Raw genomic sequence first — 17,261 nt, forward strand, 5'->3', positions numbered from 1 at the left:
GGTCTGCCGTGGCGTCCTCGCCACGCAGGCGCTGCTCGCCTCCGGTCACGCTCGTCGGGGCCGTAGGGGCGGCCGGACCGGCTCGCGGCGGAGGCACTCCGTGCGCGCCCGGCTCTGGACGCAGGCCGCCCCCGCGACGGCGGGGCGGTCCCCCTCAGGGTCGGCGACTTGTGTCCTGACCGCATCCCGAGACCGTCACCCGTCACCTGTCGAGCGGACGCTCGACGAGATCGACCTCGGTGACCGAGGCGGTGGGGTCCGCGGGGACCACGAAGGTCCGCAGCTGATGAGGACCGAACGGGGCCTCGACGCGGCGGCCCAGCACCGGCAGGTCGAGCACGGCAGCGGTCCGGACGCCGCGGGTCTCGACCGCCCGGACCACCAGGTCCGCGCCGCCGGGCCCGTCCGTGGGGTCCTCCGAGCCCTTCACGGTCGTGATCATGACGCCACCACCACCGTCCGAGACGAACGACCCGACCGGCGGCAGCGGGCCGTCGTGCGCCGACTCGAGCATCGCGCGGACCGGTGAGCCCAGCTCGAGCGAGCGGCGCGCAGGGTCGGCGGCCAGGTGGTCCCCGGCATGCGGCACTAGCACGTAGGTGAAGCGCTGCACCCCCTGGTCCTGGTAGGTGTACGTCGCCTCCGGATCGAGCAGGTACGGGTCGTGCCAGGCGAACACCGGGCTGCGGACGGCGGTGATCCCGATGCTGGGCTGGTCCCCGCCCGACACGTCGTAGGCGTGCTTGTTCGTCACGAGGACGGTGACGCCCGCGGGCCGCCCGCCCAGCGTCCCGGTGAGGTCGAGCCAGCGCTGGCCCGGCTCCTCCGCGCCGTCCACGGGTCGCTCGATCGATCCGAACGCGATGTCGTACGTGGCGCGCGGCTCGGCGAGGACCGTCGGGACCCGCAGCTTGAGGAGATGGGCCTGCTCGCGCCAGTCGAGCGTGACGTCGACCCGCACCGTGGTCGCGTCGTGGTCAAGAAGGAGCTCCTCCACGAGGGTCGACGAGCCCCACGCGCGCTCCACGCGCAGGCGCGCCCGCAGCGGCCCGTGCTCCTTCACGGTCACCCGGACCGGCGCCATGGCGTCACCGGGCCACGCGTACGAGACCACCCGGTGACCCCACGTGTCGGTCGGGTCCGCGCAGACCTGGGTGTGCCGGGTCCCGTCGACCCCTGCCATCACGTCGAGGCCGGTGGCCTTGTCGAGGTACGAGCAGATCCAGGCCGTCGCCGGGTCGAGCTCGATCCGGACGTGGTCGTTCTCGAGGAGCGTGGGGGTGGACCGCAGCGTGCCGGCGGGCGCCGCCGGTCCAGGTCCGGGGCACACCCGGTAGACGCGGTAGCCCAGGGCGGGGACGTCGGTCCGCAGCACGAGCGCGCCGCGGGAGGCCGGTGTGGTGGTCGCCCGGGACTGGGTCAGCTGCCAGACGACCGGGCGGGACGCCTCGTCGACGACGTGCACCTCGCCACGCACCGCGCCGAGGTGCAGCTCCACGTCGGAGACCACCGGCCACGGGTGCGGGTTGAGCACCACCAGCGGCTGTGCACCGTCCTGCGCCGGGATCCGGACCTGGCGGGCCAGCACGCCGTGCGACCGGGCGGTCACCCGTTTCGCGACGGCTGTCGCCTCGCCCAGCTCGTCGCGGGCGTCCTCGTACGCGTGCTCGATGGCGGTGCCGGGCAGGACGTCGTGGAACTGGTTGAACAGCACCCGTTTCCAGGCCCGTTCCAGCTCGTCGCGCGGGTACCGGAGCTCCCCGCGCACGGCGGTGACGGCCGCCCAGCGCTCGGCGGCGAGCAGGGCCTGCTGCGCTCGCTGCTGCCACGCCTTGATCCCCGAGTGCGCCGAGTAGCAGCCGGGGGCGTGGTGCTGGAGGTCACCGGTGCGGCGGGGGAGCCCGTCGACGACGCCGTCGCCCAGGGCGAGGACCGCGTCCAGGTACTCCCGGGGCGTCGACATCCGCAGGGTCCCGAACGTGCCCATCCGGTCGTACCGGTGGATGGACTCGATGTTGGCCCGCGTGGGTCCGCCACCGTGGTTGCCCACGCCGTAGAGCACCATCACCTCGGGCAGGCCCGTGTCCGAGGCGGCGAGCGCCTTGTCGACCTGCCCGTCCACCGACCCGTCGCCGCTGGAGTACTCGTGCGGGATCCGGTAGGCGAGGACGTGGCTCCCGTCCGGTCCCGACCACACCAGCAGCGTGCTGTGGAAGTCGCTCTCGTGCGGGCCCGGGCGCAGGAACAGGTACGAGTCCATCCCCTGGCCGCGCAGGATCGTCGGCAGGGTGGCGCAGTGGCCGAACGGGTCGACGTTCATCCCGACGGTCGCCGCGCGGCCGAACCGGGACTGCAGGTACCGCTGACCGTGGAGCCCCTGCCGCACGAGGCTCTCGCCCATGGGCATGTTGGTGTCCGGCTCGACCCACCAGCCGCCGACGTTGACCCACCGGCCCTCCGCGACCCGCTTGCGGATCCGCTCGAAGAGCACCGGGTCGGACTCCTCGACCCACTCGAGCAGCACCACCTGGTCGCACGTGAAGACGAAGTCGTCGTACTCGTCCATCCGGTCGACCACCGACGCGAACGTCGCGCGAGCCTCCTGGTACCCCTCCTGCCACGGCCACAGCCACACCGGGTCGAGATGCGCGTGGCCCACCATGTGCACCACGCGGTCGGGGGAGGCCGCCGGTCGCCGACCGGGTGGCAGGCCGTCGGGCTGGGGACCTGCCGGTGCGTTGGACAGCGGGCCGCTCATGGCGGAGCCGCCCCGCCGGCCGTATCCTCCACGAGGAGCCGTGAGCAGCGACGGTCCCTCGCCCCGACCTCCTCGGAGATCGCCATGGACGTGACCATCCGGCTGGGCGCGCGCGGCCGTCCCGCGCGCATCGTCGCGAGCGGCGTGCTCGACGTCCACTCCGCCCCTGGTTTCCGCGAGACGGTCGCGCGGCTGCTCGAGGTGGCGGGCGAACGGCCGGAGCTCGACACCTCGGCCCTGGTCGTCGACGACGGCGCCGGGGCTGCGGCGCTCGACTGGGTGGTGCGGCACAGCCGCGAGTTCGGCGGCACCGTCCGACCGTCCGACCCGGACCAGGCGACGATCCCGGCCCGCTGACGGCACCGTCCGCCGGGAGGGTCGACCTTCGCCTCGACGTGTGCGTCGACGTCTCTGCACCGCACCCTGCCATTGGACGAAGCGCTTCCCCAGGTTGTCAACGGCGCTTGACCGTCCCGCGGAACGGTGCCCACGATGACGTGGTGCGCTCGACGGTGCGTGGCACGTGACCACGACCCTGGACTCCCTGGCGCTGCCCTCGGGCGGCCTGGCGATGGTCGCCATGGACCAGCGCGAGAGCCTGCGCACCCTGTTCGACCAGGCCGGCGCGGGCCGGGTCGACGACGAGCGGATGGTCGCGTTCAAGCGCGACGTCTCCCGGGTGCTCGGCCCCCTCGCCTCCGGGTTCCTCGTCGACCGGCAGTACGGCCTCGCCGTCGTCCGGGACGCGCTGCCGCCCACGACCGGCCTGCTGCTGGCCGCGGACGCGCTGCAGCAGGAACCCGGCGGCCCGGTGCAGGAGACGGACCTGGACGAGAGGGTCGTCGGGCCTGACGTCGACCTCACCGGGGTCACGGCGCTGAAGCTCCTGGTGGTGTGGCGGGACGACGAGCGCCGCGCCGCCCGGCTCGACCTGGCCCGCAGGTTCGTGGCGGTGGCCCGGGAGCGCGGTGTGCTGTCCGTGCTGGAGCCCGTGGTGCGGGCCACGGCCGTCGAGGAGGCCGCCGGGACCTGGGACCGGGAGGCCGCCATCCTCGAGGCGGCCGCGGAGATGTCCGCCCTCGGTCCCGACCTGTCGAAGGTGCAGGTCCCGCTCGCCGGCCGGGGCCCCGACGAGGCGCTGCGGGAGGCGTGCGAGCGGCTCGGGCGGACGGTCACGGGACCGTGGGTGGTCCTGTCGCAGGGTGTCGAGCGCGACGACTTCCCGCGGGGCGTGGAGGCGGCCTGCCGGGCGGGTGCGAGCGGGTTCCTGGCCGGCCGGGCGCTGTGGAGCGACGTGGTCGGGCGGCCCGACGTGCGGGCGGCGCTCACCGAGGTCGCCGTGCCGAGGCTCGAGCGCCTCGTCGCGCTCGTCGAGCAGACCGCGCGGCCATGGCGGGACGCATGAGCCACCGCACGACGGACGGCGGTGAGGCGTGGTGGTCCCGGGGCTGACCCACGGTGCCGGGACCTGGACCGTCACCGCCGACACCTACGTGGTGGAGGTGGGCCGCCAGCCGCCCCGCGCGGTCGTGGCGGACCGGGCGGGGCGGATCTGGTCGCAGCTGAGCCTGCTCGCCTCGGTGGACCGGGTCGACCAGCCGGACGAGTCCTTCGCGCTCGAGGTCCCGGTGGTGGAGGTCGTCGGTGCCGCGGTCCAGGTCTGCGTGGTGGCGCGGAGCACCGCGTGGGACGTCCGGCGCGTGGTCCTGCGCTGTCTGGCCGACCGCATCGAGGTCACCGTGCAGGTCGAGGGCGAGGGTGTGCTCGGGGAGGCGCGCCTGCTGGGCGGCCGGGCGGTCCTGGCGGACGGTGCGGCGGGGATGTTCCGGTCCTCCGTGGACTTCGGCTCGGTGTTCGTCCCGGCGCCCGCCGAGCCCGTGCGGCTGGTCCGTCCCCCGGGCGCCTCGGCCGTCCTCGGTGTGCTCGGCGACGCGCGCGCCGGTCGGGTGCACGCCCTCTTCTCGCCGCCGCCGCTCTGCCTCGCGCTCGGCCGGGCGTCGCCGACGGGTGCGCTGGACGTGCCTGCCGGTGACTGGCTCTCCCTCGCCGTCGTGGCGCCGGTGACCGCGCTGCGGTTCACCGAGCTGCGCTACGACGCGCTCGACGACGGGTTCCTGGTCGCGCTCGACTACGACGGGCACACGCGGGTCCGCGGCACGTTCGAGACGCCGCCACTGGTGCTCCGGCCCGTGCCGGACCCGTGGACGGCGCTCGACCGGTACCGGCAGGACCTCGTGGACGCCGGGTACGCCCCCGCCGGCCCGTCCGGCCCGGCGCCCGCCTGGTGGCACGAGCCGATGTTCTGCGGGTGGGGCGCCCAGTGCGCCCGGGCGGCGCTCCCCGGGGAGCCGTCGCTGCACCCGCGCCGGCTCCCCGACCTGCCCCCCGCCCTGCTTCCTGCCGGCACGACCGTGCCGAGCGACCTGTCGCGGGCCGACGTGTACGACGACCTGCTCGACCGGCTCGCCCGCCACGGTGTCGTCCCCGGGACCGTGGTGGTGGACGACCGCTGGCAGCGGGCGTGCGGGACGGGGGAGGTCGACACCGACCGGTGGCCGGACCTCGCGTCCTGGGTGGCGGCCCGGCACGCCGCCGGGCAGCGGGTGCTGCTCTGGTGGAAGGCCTGGGACCCGACGGGGCTCCCTGCGCGGGAGTGCCTGCGCGACCCGTCCGGGCGCCCGGTGGCGGTCGACGTGGGCAGCACCGCCTACCTGCGGCGGCTCGACGGGGTCGTCGGGCACCTGCTCGGCCCGGACGGGGTCGACGCCGACGGGCTCAAGGTGGACTTCACGCAGCGGTCGCCCGCAGGAGCGCTGCTGCGCGGCGACGGGGACCTCGACGCGCCGTGGGGCGTCGCCGCCCTGCACGTGCTCCTGCGGCGGCTGTACGTCGCCGCCAGGAGAGCGAAGCCCGACGCGCTCGTGGTGACCCACACCCCGCACCCGTCGTTCGGTGACGTCTGCGACATGGTGCGGCTCGACGACATCCTCGAGCGTGACGCCCAGGGGCGTGCGGTCCCGGCCGTCGAGCAGGCGCGGTCCCGCCGGGCGATCGTCGCAGCCGTGCTTCCCGGCCACCTCGTGGACACCGACCAGTGGCCGGTGGCCGACCTCGTGCAGTGGCGCGCGTACGTCACCGAACAGGGGTCCTGGGGTGTGCCGGCGCTCTACTACGCCGAGCGGCTGGACCGGTCCGGTGACGAGCTGGGGGACGCGGACCTCGCCCTGGTGGCCGCCGCGTGGGCCGGCTACCGGGAGCGCGTGCACCGGTCTGTTGTCCCGCCTCGAAGCGGTTCCTAGGATCGGGACGCATGGCCACCACGCTGGTCACGCAGGTGGCACCCGGGGTCTTCCGTGTGGCGGACACGTGCCACGTGTACGTGGTCGTCGCCCCTGGGGCCCGCACCGCCGTCGCCGTCGACTTCGGTTCGGGCCTGGTGCTCGACGTGCTGGCGGACCTCGGGGTCGACCGGATCACCGACGTGCTGATGACCCACCACCACCGTGACCAGGCGCAGGGCCTGCCGCGCGCGGTCGCCGCAGGGATCGCGATCCACGTGCCGCCGGTCGAGCGGGACCTGTTCGACGCGGTCGACCGGATGTGGCGCACGCGCCCGTTGGACGGCGACTACAACCTGCGGCAGGACCGCTTCTCGCTGCTCGAGCCGGTCCCGGTGGACGGCGTCGTGCCCGAGTACCGCACCTCGACGTACGGCGGCGTCGCGGTGGAGGTGCTGCCGACGCCCGGCCACACCACCGGGTCCGTGACCTACCTCGTCGAGCGGGACGGCGACACGCTCGCGTTCACCGGGGACCTCGTGTACGCCCCCGGCCGGGTGTGGTCGCTCGCGGCGACCCAGTGGAGCTACACGGGCACGGAGGGCGCCGCGATGACGGTGCTGAGCTGCTACACGCTGCTCGACCGCCGCCCGGACGTCCTGCTGCCGTCCCACGGTGACCCCATGCGCGATCCCCAGCAGGCGCTCGACCTGCTGGCCACCCGGATGCGGGCGTACGTCGACTCGCGACGGCCGCTGCCCTGGGACCTGAGCACCCGCTTCACGGAGCCGTACCTCCGACTGACCGAGCACCTGCTGCTCAACACGTCCAGCGTGTCGTGCAGCTACGTCCTGGTGTCGGCGTCCGGCGCCGCGCTGGTCGTCGACTACGGCTACGACATGACCACCGGGCTCCCACCGGGCGGTGACCGGGCGTCGCGCCGGCCCTGGCTCGCGTCGCTGCCGGCACTGCGCAGGATGGGCGTGCAGGCCGTCGAGGTGGCTCTGCCGACGCACTACCACGACGACCACGTCGCGGGCCTGGCGCTGCTGCGCGCGGTGGAGGGTACCGAGGTGTGGGCGCCGGCCAACGTCGCACCGGTGCTCGCGGCACCGCACACGTACGACCTGCCGTGCCTGTGGTTCGACCCCGTCCCCGTGGACCGCGTGCTGCCGCTGGGCGAGCCGTTCCGGTGGCGCGAGTACGTGCTGACGGCCCACGAGCTGCCCGGGCACACGCTGTACGCCGCCGCCTACGAGGTGGTGGTGGACGGTCTCACCGTGCTGGTCACCGGCGACCAGCAGGACGGGCTCGGCATCCCGGGGCAGCGGCGCGACGTCCTCAACTACCAGTACCGCAACCGGTTCCGGGTCGAGGACTACCGCGCCAGCGCGGACCTGTACCGCCGGGTCGCCCCCGGCCTGATGGTCAGCGGGCACTGGGAGCCGCGCTGGGTGGACGAGGCCTATCTCGCGATGCTTGCGACCCAGGGCGAGGAGGTGGTCCGCGTGCACGACGACCTGCTGCCGGTCGACGTCCTGGGGAGGACCGCGGACGGCGTGCTGGCGCGGATCGAGCCGTACCGGTCGCGGGTGCCAGTCGGCGCGGCGCAACGGCTCTCGGTCACGGTGGTGAACCCCCTGGACACGCCCCAGCAGCTCGTCCTTCGCCCGGTGCTGCCCGCGGGATGGTCCGCCGAGCCGACGGTCGTCGTCGCCACGGTGCCGGCCGCGGCCGAGGTGACGGTGCCGCTCGACGTCCGGCCCGCCGGCCCGCCTCGCCGCCGTGTGCCCGTCGCCGTGGACCTGCAGCTCGGCGACCTGCGCCTCGGTCAGCACGCCGAGGCCCTCGTGGACGTGGTGGAGGAGGACCGGTGACGACGGAGCTGCGGACGCCGGACGGCGTCCTCGTCGGCCGCGTGCCGCACGTCGCCGAGATCGTGCGGCCGGACGGCCGCGTACAGCCGGTCGGCTCGACCACGGACTTCACGGCGGCCTCCCGGTGGGCGCCCGACGACGGCACCGGTCGCCGCGCGCTCGTGCTCACGGTCACGTTCCGGGGCGAGGTCCCGGCCGAGGCGTGCGTCCGGGTCCGGGCCGACCTCCTGCCGGACGACGAGCCGCCGTGGTGGCTCGTCCCCGGCGCGTTCTACGGCGAGAACCGCCCGGCCGGCTGCCGGCGGGTGTTCCCTCGGTTCGAGGTCGGCGCGCACGACCCGCAGGGCATGGTGAGCGACCGGTGGGCGGTCCGGGCGGACCGGTGCGCGACCCCGGCGGTGTTCGCCTGGGCCGGTCCCGGCGGCGTCGCCCTCGTCACCGACGAGACGAGCCCGCTCGGCATGACCGGCGTCGGCCTGGCGCACGACCCGGACGCACGGCGGGGGAGCGTCCACCTCACGTTCCCGTTCCGTGAGGAGCCCGTGAGCTACCACGGCTCGAGCACGCCTGCGCCGGCCGAGGTCACCACGCACCGCTGGACCCCAGGCGAGCGGGTCACCCTCCACGTGGGCGTCCACGCGCTCGGCGCCGACCGGCACGCGTACGCGCCGGTGCTGCGGCGGACGCACGCGCGGCTCCGGTCGACGGCGCCGCTGCGACCCTGGGTCGGCGTCGCCTCCGCGGCACACCTCGCCGCCGAGGGGCTCTGGCGCTGGCACTGGGCCGAGCCCGGTGTCCTGCTCGAGACCGTCGGCTTCGACCGGGAGGTGTCCGGGCGCGACGGACTCACCGTCGACCGGCAGGCGATGCACGTCGGGTGGGTGAGCGGGGTCCCGTGGGCGTACGCGCTGCTGGTGCACGGCCGTCGGGTCGGGTCGCCCGAGATCGTGGGCCGGGCCGAGCGGGTCCTCGACTTCGTGTGCGCTGAGCTGTCGCCGTCCGGGACGCCGTGGGGGGTCTGGTACCGCGGCTCGGGCTGGTCGCAGAGCTGGTCCCCGGTGCCGCACGCCCTGCACTCCCGCACGCTCGCCGAGGCGACGCTGTTCCTGGTCCGGGCGCTGGAGCTCGACGAGGCCCCGCGCACCGATCACCCCCCGTGGTCGGCCGTGGTGCGCTCGACGCTCGACTCCGTGGCCGCCCGGCAACGCTCCGACGGCAACCTCGGCTCGACCCATCACGCCCTGACCGGCGAGGTGCTCTCCTGGGAGGGTGCCGCCGGGCTCGCGTGGGTCGCGGCGCTCGCGGAGGCCGGACGCTGGGACGACGACGGGCGGTACCTCGCCGCCGCGGTGCGGGCGGCCGGGTACTACGCCCAGTTCGTCGACCGGGAGTTCCTGCACGGCGCGCCCGAGGACGTGGATCTGGCACCCACGTCGGAGGACGGCTACGTCGCGGTCATGTCGTACGTGGCCCTGCACCGCCGCACGGGCGACCCGCGCTGGCTCGACCTGGCCCGCCGCGCCGCCGACTGGATGCTGACCTTCCGGTACTCGTACAACACCGCGTTCCCACCCGGGACGATCCTCGACACCTACCGGTTCGCGACCCGCGGCGCGGACAACGCCTCACCCTCGAACCAGCACCTGCACGCCTACGGCCTCGTGTGCACCGCCGAGCTCGCCGAGCTGTCCGCCCAGACCGGCGACGCCCACTACGTGGAGCGCGCCCGCGAGACGCTGGCGTGCTTCCGGCAGATGATCGCCCGGTTCGACGGCGACTTCAACGCCTACCGGGGCATGGCCAGCGAGCGGTACTACCAGACCGAGTGCTTCCAGCCGAAGGGCATGCTCCTGACCCTGTCGCACGCGTGGACCGCCGGCGTGCTCCTGCTGGGCTGCGAGGAGGCGCTCGCCGATCCCGACCTGCTGGTGGCGCCCGTGTGACCGAGTCGGCCCCGTGACGGCTCGGGTCCGACGCTCGTCGCCGCGGCCGGAGCGGACGGGCGAGAGGGTGTCGGCCGTCGCGGAGCGCAGGCTCACCGAGGCCGCGCGTTCCTACCCCTTGCGCCCGGTCGTCGCGACGCCCTCGATGAAGTACCGCTGACCGAAGGCGAACAGCACGAGCATCGGCACCGTCACCAGCAGCGACGCGACCATCACGTACTGGTAGTCGCCCTGCCCGCCGGCCGTCGGGCTGTACCGCGTCATCGCGTACGCGATCCCGAGCGGGGCCGTGAAGCCCTCCACGCTGCCGGCGTTGAGGTAGATCAGCGCCTGCTGGAGGTTGTTCCAGCTGGCCTGGAACTCGAAGAGCAGCACGATGACGAACGACGGGACCGACAGCGGCATCGCGACCTTCCAGAACATCTTCCAGTAGCTCGCCCCGTCGATCCGCGCCGCCTCGAACAGCTCGCGCGGCAGGCCCAGGAAGAACTGCCGCTGCAGGAAGATGTAGAACGCCGACCCGAACAGGTTGGCGCCGAACAGCGGGATCCACGTGCCGAGCGCCCCGAGCTCCTTCCAGATGAGGTAGATCGGGATCATCGTCACCGCACCCGGCAGCATCATCGTCGCGAGCACCAGCCCGAAGAGCACGCCCCGTCCGGGGAACCGGAAGTATGCGAACCCGAAGGCGACGACCGAGCTCGACAGCGCGACGCTGACCGAGGCGAGCAGCGCGATCGACACGCTGGTGAACATCCAGCTGAGCAGCGGGAGCTGGTGCCACACCTCGGCGTAGTTCTGCCAGTGCACCTCGCTCGGCCACAGCGAGTTGTCGAACACCTGCCCCCGGCCCTTGAGGCTCGCGGAGAGCAGCCACGCGAACGGGTACAGGAAGAGCAGGCCGAAGGCGACGAGCAGCACCCACAGGACCACCCGGCCGACGGGGTGGCGCGGGCCCTTCGGCTTCGACGCGGTGTCGCCGCCGGCAGGGCCGGTGACCGGACCGGTGACGAGCGCAGGACCCGGTCGGGGGCCGGCGACGGGCAGCGTGGCCATCAGCGGTCACCTTCGTAGTGGACGAGCCGGTTCCCGAACCGCATCTGGACGAACGTGACCGCCATGATGATGACGAACAACAGCCAGGCCATCGAGGCCGCGAACCCGAAGTTGAACTGCCGGAACGCCTGCTGGAACAGGTACACGGCGTAGAACAGCGACGCCTCGGGGGAGGAGTTCGACTGGTCGCGCCAGAACAGCAGGTACGCGGAGTCGAACACCTGGAACGCGGCGATGGTGAGCACGATGACGTTGAAGAACATCGCGCCGGAGATCATCGGGAGCGTGATGCTGACGAACCGCCGGACCGGTCCGGCGCCGTCGAGGGACGCCACCTCGTACAGCTCGCGCGGCACGTTCTTCAGGGCGGCCAGGAAGATGACCATCGTGCCGCTCACGGCCCACAGCTGCATGAGCACGATCGACGGCTTGATCCACGTCGGGTCCACCAGCCACTGCGGTCCCTCGACGCCGAACACCCGCAGCCCCTCGTTGATGGCGCCGCTGTTGCCGTTGAGCAGCAGGAAGAAGATCGCGGCGGTCGCGACGACCGGCGTCATCTTGGGCAGGTAGAAGAGCGTCCGGAACATTCCCGCGCCGCGCCCGATGCCGTTGAGCAGCGACGCGAGGAACAGCGCGAAGACGATCTCCAGCGGCACGGCCAGCAGGGCGTAGAACAGCGTGTTGCCGAGAGCGGTGGCGACGCGCGGGTCCTCCAGGAGGCCCTGGTAGTTGGACAGCCCTGCGGGCCGGGCGGTGTTGGTGGCGAGGTTGTAGTGGCTGAACGAGATGACGAGGCTGTAGATCATCGCGCCCGCCGTGAACACGAGGAAGCCCAGGAGCCACGGCGAGATGAACAGGTAGCCGGCGACGGCCTCCCGGCGGTTGAAGCGGACCCGGGCCCGCTGCGGCGCGGGCGCCGCGACCTGGGCGGCGGCGTCCGCGACCGCTGCAGGCTCCGCGCCGATCTGCGTCATGACACCTCCGCCCGCGCGACAGCTGCTCTGCTGCCGCATGCGCGTCGACGGCCACGTCTCGACCCCCGTGCCGCGACCCGGGGGCCGCGAGACGGGGAACGTAACTCTGCCCCCCGGCCCTCGCAACCGGACGGCGACCACGTCGCGACCACGTCGCGACCGGGCCGCGACCGGGCCGCGACCGGGCCGCGACCAGGTTGCCGAGCCCCGTCCGGTCGCTAGTTTCGGAGCCATGGCCACCGTGTCCCGAGAGTTCCACTGCCCCGCCCAGGCGGTGCTCGACGTGCTCGCCGACGGCTGGACGTACGCCGGCTGGGTCGTCGGCACGTCGCGCATCCGGTCCGTCGACCAGCACTGGCCCGCGCCCGGGTCGCAGGTGGCGCACTCGGTGGGCGTGTGGCCCGCGCTGCTCGACGACGTGACCGTCGTGCGGGGCTGGGACGAGCGCAGGGGCATCGACCTGCAGGCGCGCGGCTGGCCGGCAGGGGAGGCGCGCGTCGTGATCCAGGTTCGGGCCCGGCCGCACGGGTGCGACGTCCGGATGGTGGAGGACGCGGTCCGGGGGCCCGGGACGCTGGTGCCGCGTGCGCTGCGGACCGCCGTGCTGGTCCGCCGCAACACGGAGAGCCTGCGCCGGCTCGCGTACCTGGCGGAGGGCCGCGGTCAGGGCCGCGGTCAGGGCCACGGTCAGTCGTCGTCGGCCCCCTCGGTGCCCTCCTCGGCGGAGGACCCGTCCAGCCCGTTGAGCCGGTCGACCACGGCGAACAGGTCACCGCGGTCGTAGAAGTCCACGGCGACGAAGCTCGGCATCTGCCCGCGCTCCGCCCTGCACCGCTCCACGCGGGGCCACAGCACGTCCTCGGCGTTCACCTCCTCGGCGTCCGACCGGCGGGTGGCGGTGCTGCTCAGCCAGTGGTTGACCAGGAGGAGCGGGTGGTCCGCCGCGCCGCGCAGCAGGTCGCAGCTGAAGTCGGCGGCGGTGTCGAAGGAGTACGGGGTGTCCTGCACCCAGTCGAACGCCTGCAGCATCCAGGGGTACTGCGTGCCACCGCCCTCGTGCTCCATCAGCACGACGAGACGCCGGCCCGACGACACCATGCGACCAAGCGTCGGCCACGCCCCGCCGGCGGACGGCTGGTAGACCGACGGCAGGAGGCCGGCACGCGCCAGCACGTCGGCCGTCTGCGTGGGCGTGACGCCCTCGTCCTGGACCACGAAGGTGACGACCTCCCGTGGGTGATCGGCGAGCCAGGCGGCGACGCGCCGCAGCTCTGGCTCCAGCTTCGTCGCGCCGAGCTCGCACAGGTTGTGGCACAGGTACGGCTCGACCGGCCCGACGCCACGCTCGCCTGCCGCGTCCGTGAGGCGCAGCGCACCGTCGACGGCGTCGGCTCCCCACTCCTCGTCGGCGGCGGCGCGGGCCCGCAGCCGCTCCCGGTCGGCGGTGGTGACGAGCCCCGGCCGCTGCGTCGCCCGCCCGGGCCAGGTGTCGACCAGGAACACGCGGATCCCCGCGTCGAGCTGCCCCACGATCCCCGTGGGCTGCTCCGCGAAGTACCACCCGGGTGCATCGGCGGCCGACATCGAGTTGTGGGTGGCGGGGTAGGCGACCTGGTCGTACGTGCGGTCGCAGAGGGCGACGGACCCGTTGCACTCCGGACCGGCGCCCGGGGTGTCGTCCGGGCCGGACCGGACGAGGGCCGTCCCCGTGGCGACGGCGAGAAGGACAACGCCGCCCACGAGCAGAGCGCGCCGCCGACGCCTCCTGCTGCTCGTAGGGCGCTCGTCCATGCGGGCATTGTCGCGCGCGCAGGCGCCTCGTTCGTGGGTCGGCTCCTCGTGGGCCGGCTCGCCGCAGGACCCGCCGGGTCCTCACAGGGCCCGGAGGGTCCTGACGACGCCCACGGTGCGAGGATGGGAGCAGCGGAGCGCCCGGCTGCCGACCCGGCGCCCGCCACCGGACGGAGGACGCATGCGCGATTAAGCCGCAGACCCGGTCGCCGAGGTGCTCGACCTCGGCGAGACGGTCGAGGACGCGCTGGAGGACTTCGTCCTGCACGCCGCGTACCACCTGGGGACCCACATCGAGTGCAGCATCTCCGTGCGGCACAGCGGCGAAGGTCGTCGGGTGGCGAGCAGCGGGCCCCGTGCCGCGCGGTGCGACGAGGTCGAGTACGAGCGCCGCTCGGGACCGTGCGTGACCGCCATGGACACCCTCGGCGTGGTGCTCGTGCCCGACATCGCCGCGGACGAGCGGTGGACCGACTGGCGGACCGTCGCCCTCGAGGAGGGGTTCCGCTCCGCGGCGGCCTTCGCCGTGCACGTCGGGCCCCGGGCGGAGGTGGCGCTCAACGTGTACAGCGACCTGGTGGACCCCTGGGACACGGACCGCATCGTCCGCACCGACGTGTACGCGCAGCAGATCGGGCTCGTGCTGACCTGGGCGCTGCGCGTCGAGAAGCTGCAGGACGAGGAACGCCTCGTGGCCGACGCGCTGCAGGCTCAGGCCGAGATCGACCGTGCGGTCGGTGCCGCGATGGCCGTGCACAACCTGTCGGCCGCCGAGGCGCTCGCGATGCTGCGGCGCGAGAGCGCACGGGACGACCTGCCGCTCCCCGAGGTCGCCCACCGGGTCCTGCGAGAGCTGCGCCTGCCGCCCGCCTGACCCCGGGGGCGCCTCACGCGCCCGCCTGACCACCGGGGGCGCCTCAGGATCGTGCGGCGCTCCCGGCGCGGGTGCCCCCGGACGTGCGCGACTCGCCCGCGTCGCGGTTGGCATGGCCTCCCACGATCGTCATGGTGACGCCCTGTGCGGCGCTCCGCCGCAGCGCCGCACACAGGACCTCCGACAGGGCGGTGCTCACCGGCCGGACGTCGCGGACATCGACGAGCACACGACCCTGGTGCCGGGCGCTCTGCACCGTCTGTGCGATCACCGAGCCGAGGTCGTCCTTGGTGGCCAGGTCCACGCGGCCGGCCACGCGCAGGGCCGCCACGCCGGCCCGGCTCTCCGCCTGCACCCGCAGGGGCGCCGCGTCCACCGGCGCCGGCGTCGGGGTGGCCGCCTCCGCGAGGGCGGACACGACGAGCGTGTCGAGGCGCTCGCGGACCTGAGGGTCGAGCCCGTGCCGCGCAGCGTGGACCACCCGCTCGGCGAGCGCCCGCAGGCGGACGTTGCGCTCCTGGGAGCTCGAGCGCAGCATCGCGAACGCGGCGTCCCCGTCCACGCCGTAGGTGAGCATCAGCACGCCCTTGGCCTGGTCGATGACCGCGTGCGACTCGAGGGCGGCGCTGAGGTGCGCGTTCACACGCTCGGCGACGGTCGTGTCGAGGGCGGCGGTCCGGTCGACGACGAAGCCGCTGACCCCCGGGCCCTCCGGTCCGGGGCCCTCCACCGCGAGGGTGAGCAGCACCGTGTGCTCGACGCCTTGGAGGTCGTGCAGGCGGTACTCGCAGGTGTGCGGCTCGACGGCGCCCGGCGCGGAGTCGAGGGCCGCCGACAGGCGGCCGCGGTCCTCGAGGACAGCGTGGGCGAGGAGCACGTCCCGGGTGGGCACCACGTCGCCCGGGTCCATGCCGTGGATGGTGTACATCTGGTCCGACCACCACCACCTGTCCGTCGAGGTGGTGAATCGGAACCGACCAGCGTGGATCGATGCAGCGCTCATGTTGACACTCCGGGGGCCCGACGACTGGCGCCTTGCTGCTGGGCTCCCGTCCGAACCCAGAGATGGCCGACATCGTCGGTGGACTGCGTGCAGCGACAGTAGCCCTACGACCGCGGTCACGCGCGTCGAGACGCGTCGCCGACCGGCCCATCTCCGCTCGGCGTCACGAGCCGTCAGGCCTGCACGGGTGGAAGATGGAACAGTGACGTTTCGACGTGGTGAGGTTCCACCGCGAAGACAGGAGGCGGTGTGAACAACCGGACCACCGTCCTCGCGCGTCTGGCCCGGGCGGTCGCCGGCAGCCCCGCCGACCAGCCCCTGGCCGTGCGGCTCTGCCGGGCGAGCGTCGAGATCCTCGGAGCGGACGGCGGCGCCATCACGCTGTCGTCCACCCGTCCCGAGCGGCTCACCGTCAGCACGTCGAACGGCACGTCCGCCCGCATCGAGGACCTCCAGGACGTGCTGGGCGAGGGCCCGGGCCAGGACGCGTTCCGCCAGGGACGGACGGTCGTCGCCCACGTGAACGGCGGGCAGGGGGGCCCGTTCCCGATGTTCACCGAACTGGCCGGGGACATCGCCGGGCCCGTGACGGTCTGGGCGATCCCCATGCATCCCGGCGGGGTGACGATCGGGGTCCTCACCCTGTACCGGTCGGCCGGAGAGCTCGCTCAGGGCTCCGACGACGCCCAGTTCCTCGCCGACGCCGTGGGGGCGGCCCTGCTCGACGACCGCGCGCACGACGGCATGGTGCCGTTCGGCGCCTGGACCGACCGGGCGCGGGTCCACCAGGCGACCGGGATGGTCGTCGCGCAGCTCGCCATCGCCCCCGACGACGCGCTCGCCATCCTCCGGGCCCACGCGTACGCCGAGGCCACGACGCTCGACGAGATCGCACGCGCGGTCGTCGACCGCACCCTCACCTTCACGAACAGCACCTCCGGCGGCCACCACGACACGGGCGCCGCCGACGACAGCATGGGAAACGGTGACCGATGAGTGCACGAACGTCGGCACAGGTGCTCGCGGACGTCGCCAGCGCCCTGGTGGCCGACCACGAGACCACCGGGCTGCTCGCCCGGCTCGTCAGTGACGCGGCCGAGGTGCTCCCCGCCGACGCCGTGGCACTGCTGGTGCGGTCCGAGGACGGCGGGCTGGAGCTGCTCAGTGCCACCTCGCACCGGGCCGCCGAGCTCGAGCTGTACCAGTCCCAACGCCTCGAAGGGCCGTGCGTCGACGTGATCCGTACCGGCACCCTGGTCAGTGCGCACGGTGCGGACGAGATCGCCGAGCGGTGGGGCAAGGTCGGTCGGGCGGTCGTCGACGCCGGCTTCCTGGCGGTGTACGCCTTCCCGATGCACTGGCGAGACCACGTCGTCGGCGGTCTGAACGTGTTCTCCGCGGGGGCGGACGAGCTGAGTCCGTCGGCCGTCGCACTGGGACAGAGCCTCGCAAACTTCGCGACCCTGGCGATCGTCCAGCCGACGGCCCTCGCCGACGACGAGCTCGGGAGGCGGGTGACCGAGGCCCTCGCAGGGCGCGTCGTCGTCGAGCGGGCCAAGGGAGTGCTCGCGGTCCAGCTGGATGTCGACATGGCGCAGGCGTACGCGGAGCTGCTGCGGCGGTCGTCCTCGGACGGGTCGAGCCTCGCCGCGACCGCGGAGCAGATCGTCCACGCCGCCCAGCAGCGGTGAGCCCCGAGGGCTG

The 17,261-nt window shown here is 73.9% G+C and carries 14 protein-coding genes; 9 read left to right on the forward strand and 5 right to left on the reverse strand.

Features of this window, described 5'->3' with window-relative positions:
• Positions 1-202 precede the first annotated feature (202 nt).
• A complete protein-coding gene (locus tag ACVW07_RS00750; RefSeq protein ID WP_456817385.1) occupies positions 203-2,758 on the reverse strand; it encodes an alpha-mannosidase in 2,556 nt (851 codons plus the stop codon).
• A gap of 84 nt (positions 2,759-2,842) precedes the next feature.
• Here ACVW07_RS00750 and ACVW07_RS00755 point away from each other — a divergent pair, with 84 nt between their 5' ends.
• The 5 genes from ACVW07_RS00755 to ACVW07_RS00775 all read left to right on the forward strand — a co-directional run bounded on the left by ACVW07_RS00755 (position 2,843) and on the right by ACVW07_RS00775 (position 9,856).
• Positions 2,843-3,115 (forward strand): hypothetical protein, encoded by a 273-nt coding sequence (locus tag ACVW07_RS00755; protein WP_456817386.1) that lies wholly within the window; start codon positions 2,843-2,845, stop codon positions 3,113-3,115.
• A gap of 166 nt (positions 3,116-3,281) precedes the next feature.
• Positions 3,282-4,163 carry a hypothetical protein gene (locus ACVW07_RS00760; protein ID WP_456817387.1) on the forward strand — a complete coding sequence of 294 codons (882 nt, stop codon included), beginning with the start codon at positions 3,282-3,284 and terminating at the stop codon, positions 4,161-4,163.
• A gap of 31 nt (positions 4,164-4,194) precedes the next feature.
• Positions 4,195-6,057 (forward strand): hypothetical protein, encoded by a 1,863-nt coding sequence (locus tag ACVW07_RS00765; RefSeq protein ID WP_456817388.1) that lies wholly within the window; start codon positions 4,195-4,197, stop codon positions 6,055-6,057.
• A gap of 11 nt (positions 6,058-6,068) precedes the next feature.
• Complete coding sequence (locus ACVW07_RS00770; protein WP_456817389.1) at positions 6,069-7,913, forward strand: MBL fold metallo-hydrolase; 1,845 nt, start codon at positions 6,069-6,071, stop codon at positions 7,911-7,913.
• Positions 7,910-9,856 carry a beta-L-arabinofuranosidase domain-containing protein gene (locus tag ACVW07_RS00775; RefSeq protein WP_456817390.1) on the forward strand — a complete coding sequence of 649 codons (1,947 nt, stop codon included), beginning with the start codon at positions 7,910-7,912 and terminating at the stop codon, positions 9,854-9,856. Before ACVW07_RS00770 ends, ACVW07_RS00775 begins: the two co-directional genes overlap by 4 nt.
• Before the next feature lie 111 nt (positions 9,857-9,967).
• On the opposite strand, the gene ACVW07_RS00780 is transcribed toward ACVW07_RS00775, so the two are convergent.
• Positions 9,968-10,912 carry a carbohydrate ABC transporter permease gene (locus tag ACVW07_RS00780; RefSeq protein WP_456817391.1) on the reverse strand — a complete coding sequence of 315 codons (945 nt, stop codon included), beginning with the start codon at positions 10,910-10,912 and terminating at the stop codon, positions 9,968-9,970.
• Positions 10,912-11,889 (reverse strand): carbohydrate ABC transporter permease, encoded by a 978-nt coding sequence (locus ACVW07_RS00785; RefSeq protein WP_456817392.1) that lies wholly within the window; start codon positions 11,887-11,889, stop codon positions 10,912-10,914. The genes ACVW07_RS00780 and ACVW07_RS00785 overlap by 1 nt, the downstream gene beginning before the upstream one ends.
• Positions 11,890-12,121: 232 nt before the next feature.
• Here ACVW07_RS00785 and ACVW07_RS00790 point away from each other — a divergent pair, with 232 nt between their 5' ends.
• A complete protein-coding gene (locus ACVW07_RS00790; RefSeq protein ID WP_456817393.1) occupies positions 12,122-12,673 on the forward strand; it encodes an SRPBCC family protein in 552 nt (183 codons plus the stop codon).
• Here the strand turns inward: ACVW07_RS00790 and ACVW07_RS00795 are convergent.
• Positions 12,577-13,680 carry a hypothetical protein gene (locus ACVW07_RS00795; protein WP_456817394.1) on the reverse strand — a complete coding sequence of 368 codons (1,104 nt, stop codon included), beginning with the start codon at positions 13,678-13,680 and terminating at the stop codon, positions 12,577-12,579. The two genes, ACVW07_RS00790 and ACVW07_RS00795, sit on opposite strands and share 97 nt — an antisense overlap.
• Before the next feature lie 214 nt (positions 13,681-13,894).
• On the opposite strand from ACVW07_RS00795, the gene ACVW07_RS00800 reads away from it, so the two are divergent.
• Positions 13,895-14,554 (forward strand): ANTAR domain-containing protein, encoded by a 660-nt coding sequence (locus ACVW07_RS00800; RefSeq protein ID WP_456817395.1) that lies wholly within the window; start codon positions 13,895-13,897, stop codon positions 14,552-14,554.
• 43 nt (positions 14,555-14,597) lie between these two features.
• Here ACVW07_RS00800 and ACVW07_RS00805 read toward each other — a convergent pair whose 3' ends face one another.
• A complete protein-coding gene (locus ACVW07_RS00805) occupies positions 14,598-15,557 on the reverse strand; it encodes an ANTAR domain-containing protein (protein ID WP_456817396.1) in 960 nt (319 codons plus the stop codon).
• Between the two features lie 249 nt (positions 15,558-15,806).
• Here ACVW07_RS00805 and ACVW07_RS00810 point away from each other — a divergent pair, with 249 nt between their 5' ends.
• Both ACVW07_RS00810 and ACVW07_RS00815 read left to right on the forward strand, forming a co-directional pair.
• A complete protein-coding gene (locus tag ACVW07_RS00810) occupies positions 15,807-16,553 on the forward strand; it encodes a GAF and ANTAR domain-containing protein (protein WP_456817397.1) in 747 nt (248 codons plus the stop codon).
• Positions 16,550-17,248: a GAF and ANTAR domain-containing protein gene (locus tag ACVW07_RS00815; protein ID WP_456817398.1), complete on the forward strand. Its 699-nt coding sequence runs from the start codon at positions 16,550-16,552 to the stop codon at positions 17,246-17,248. The genes ACVW07_RS00810 and ACVW07_RS00815 overlap by 4 nt, the downstream gene beginning before the upstream one ends.
• Positions 17,249-17,261: the final 13 nt, after the last annotated feature.

This window comes from Cellulomonas sp. URHB0016, assembly GCF_054057935.1.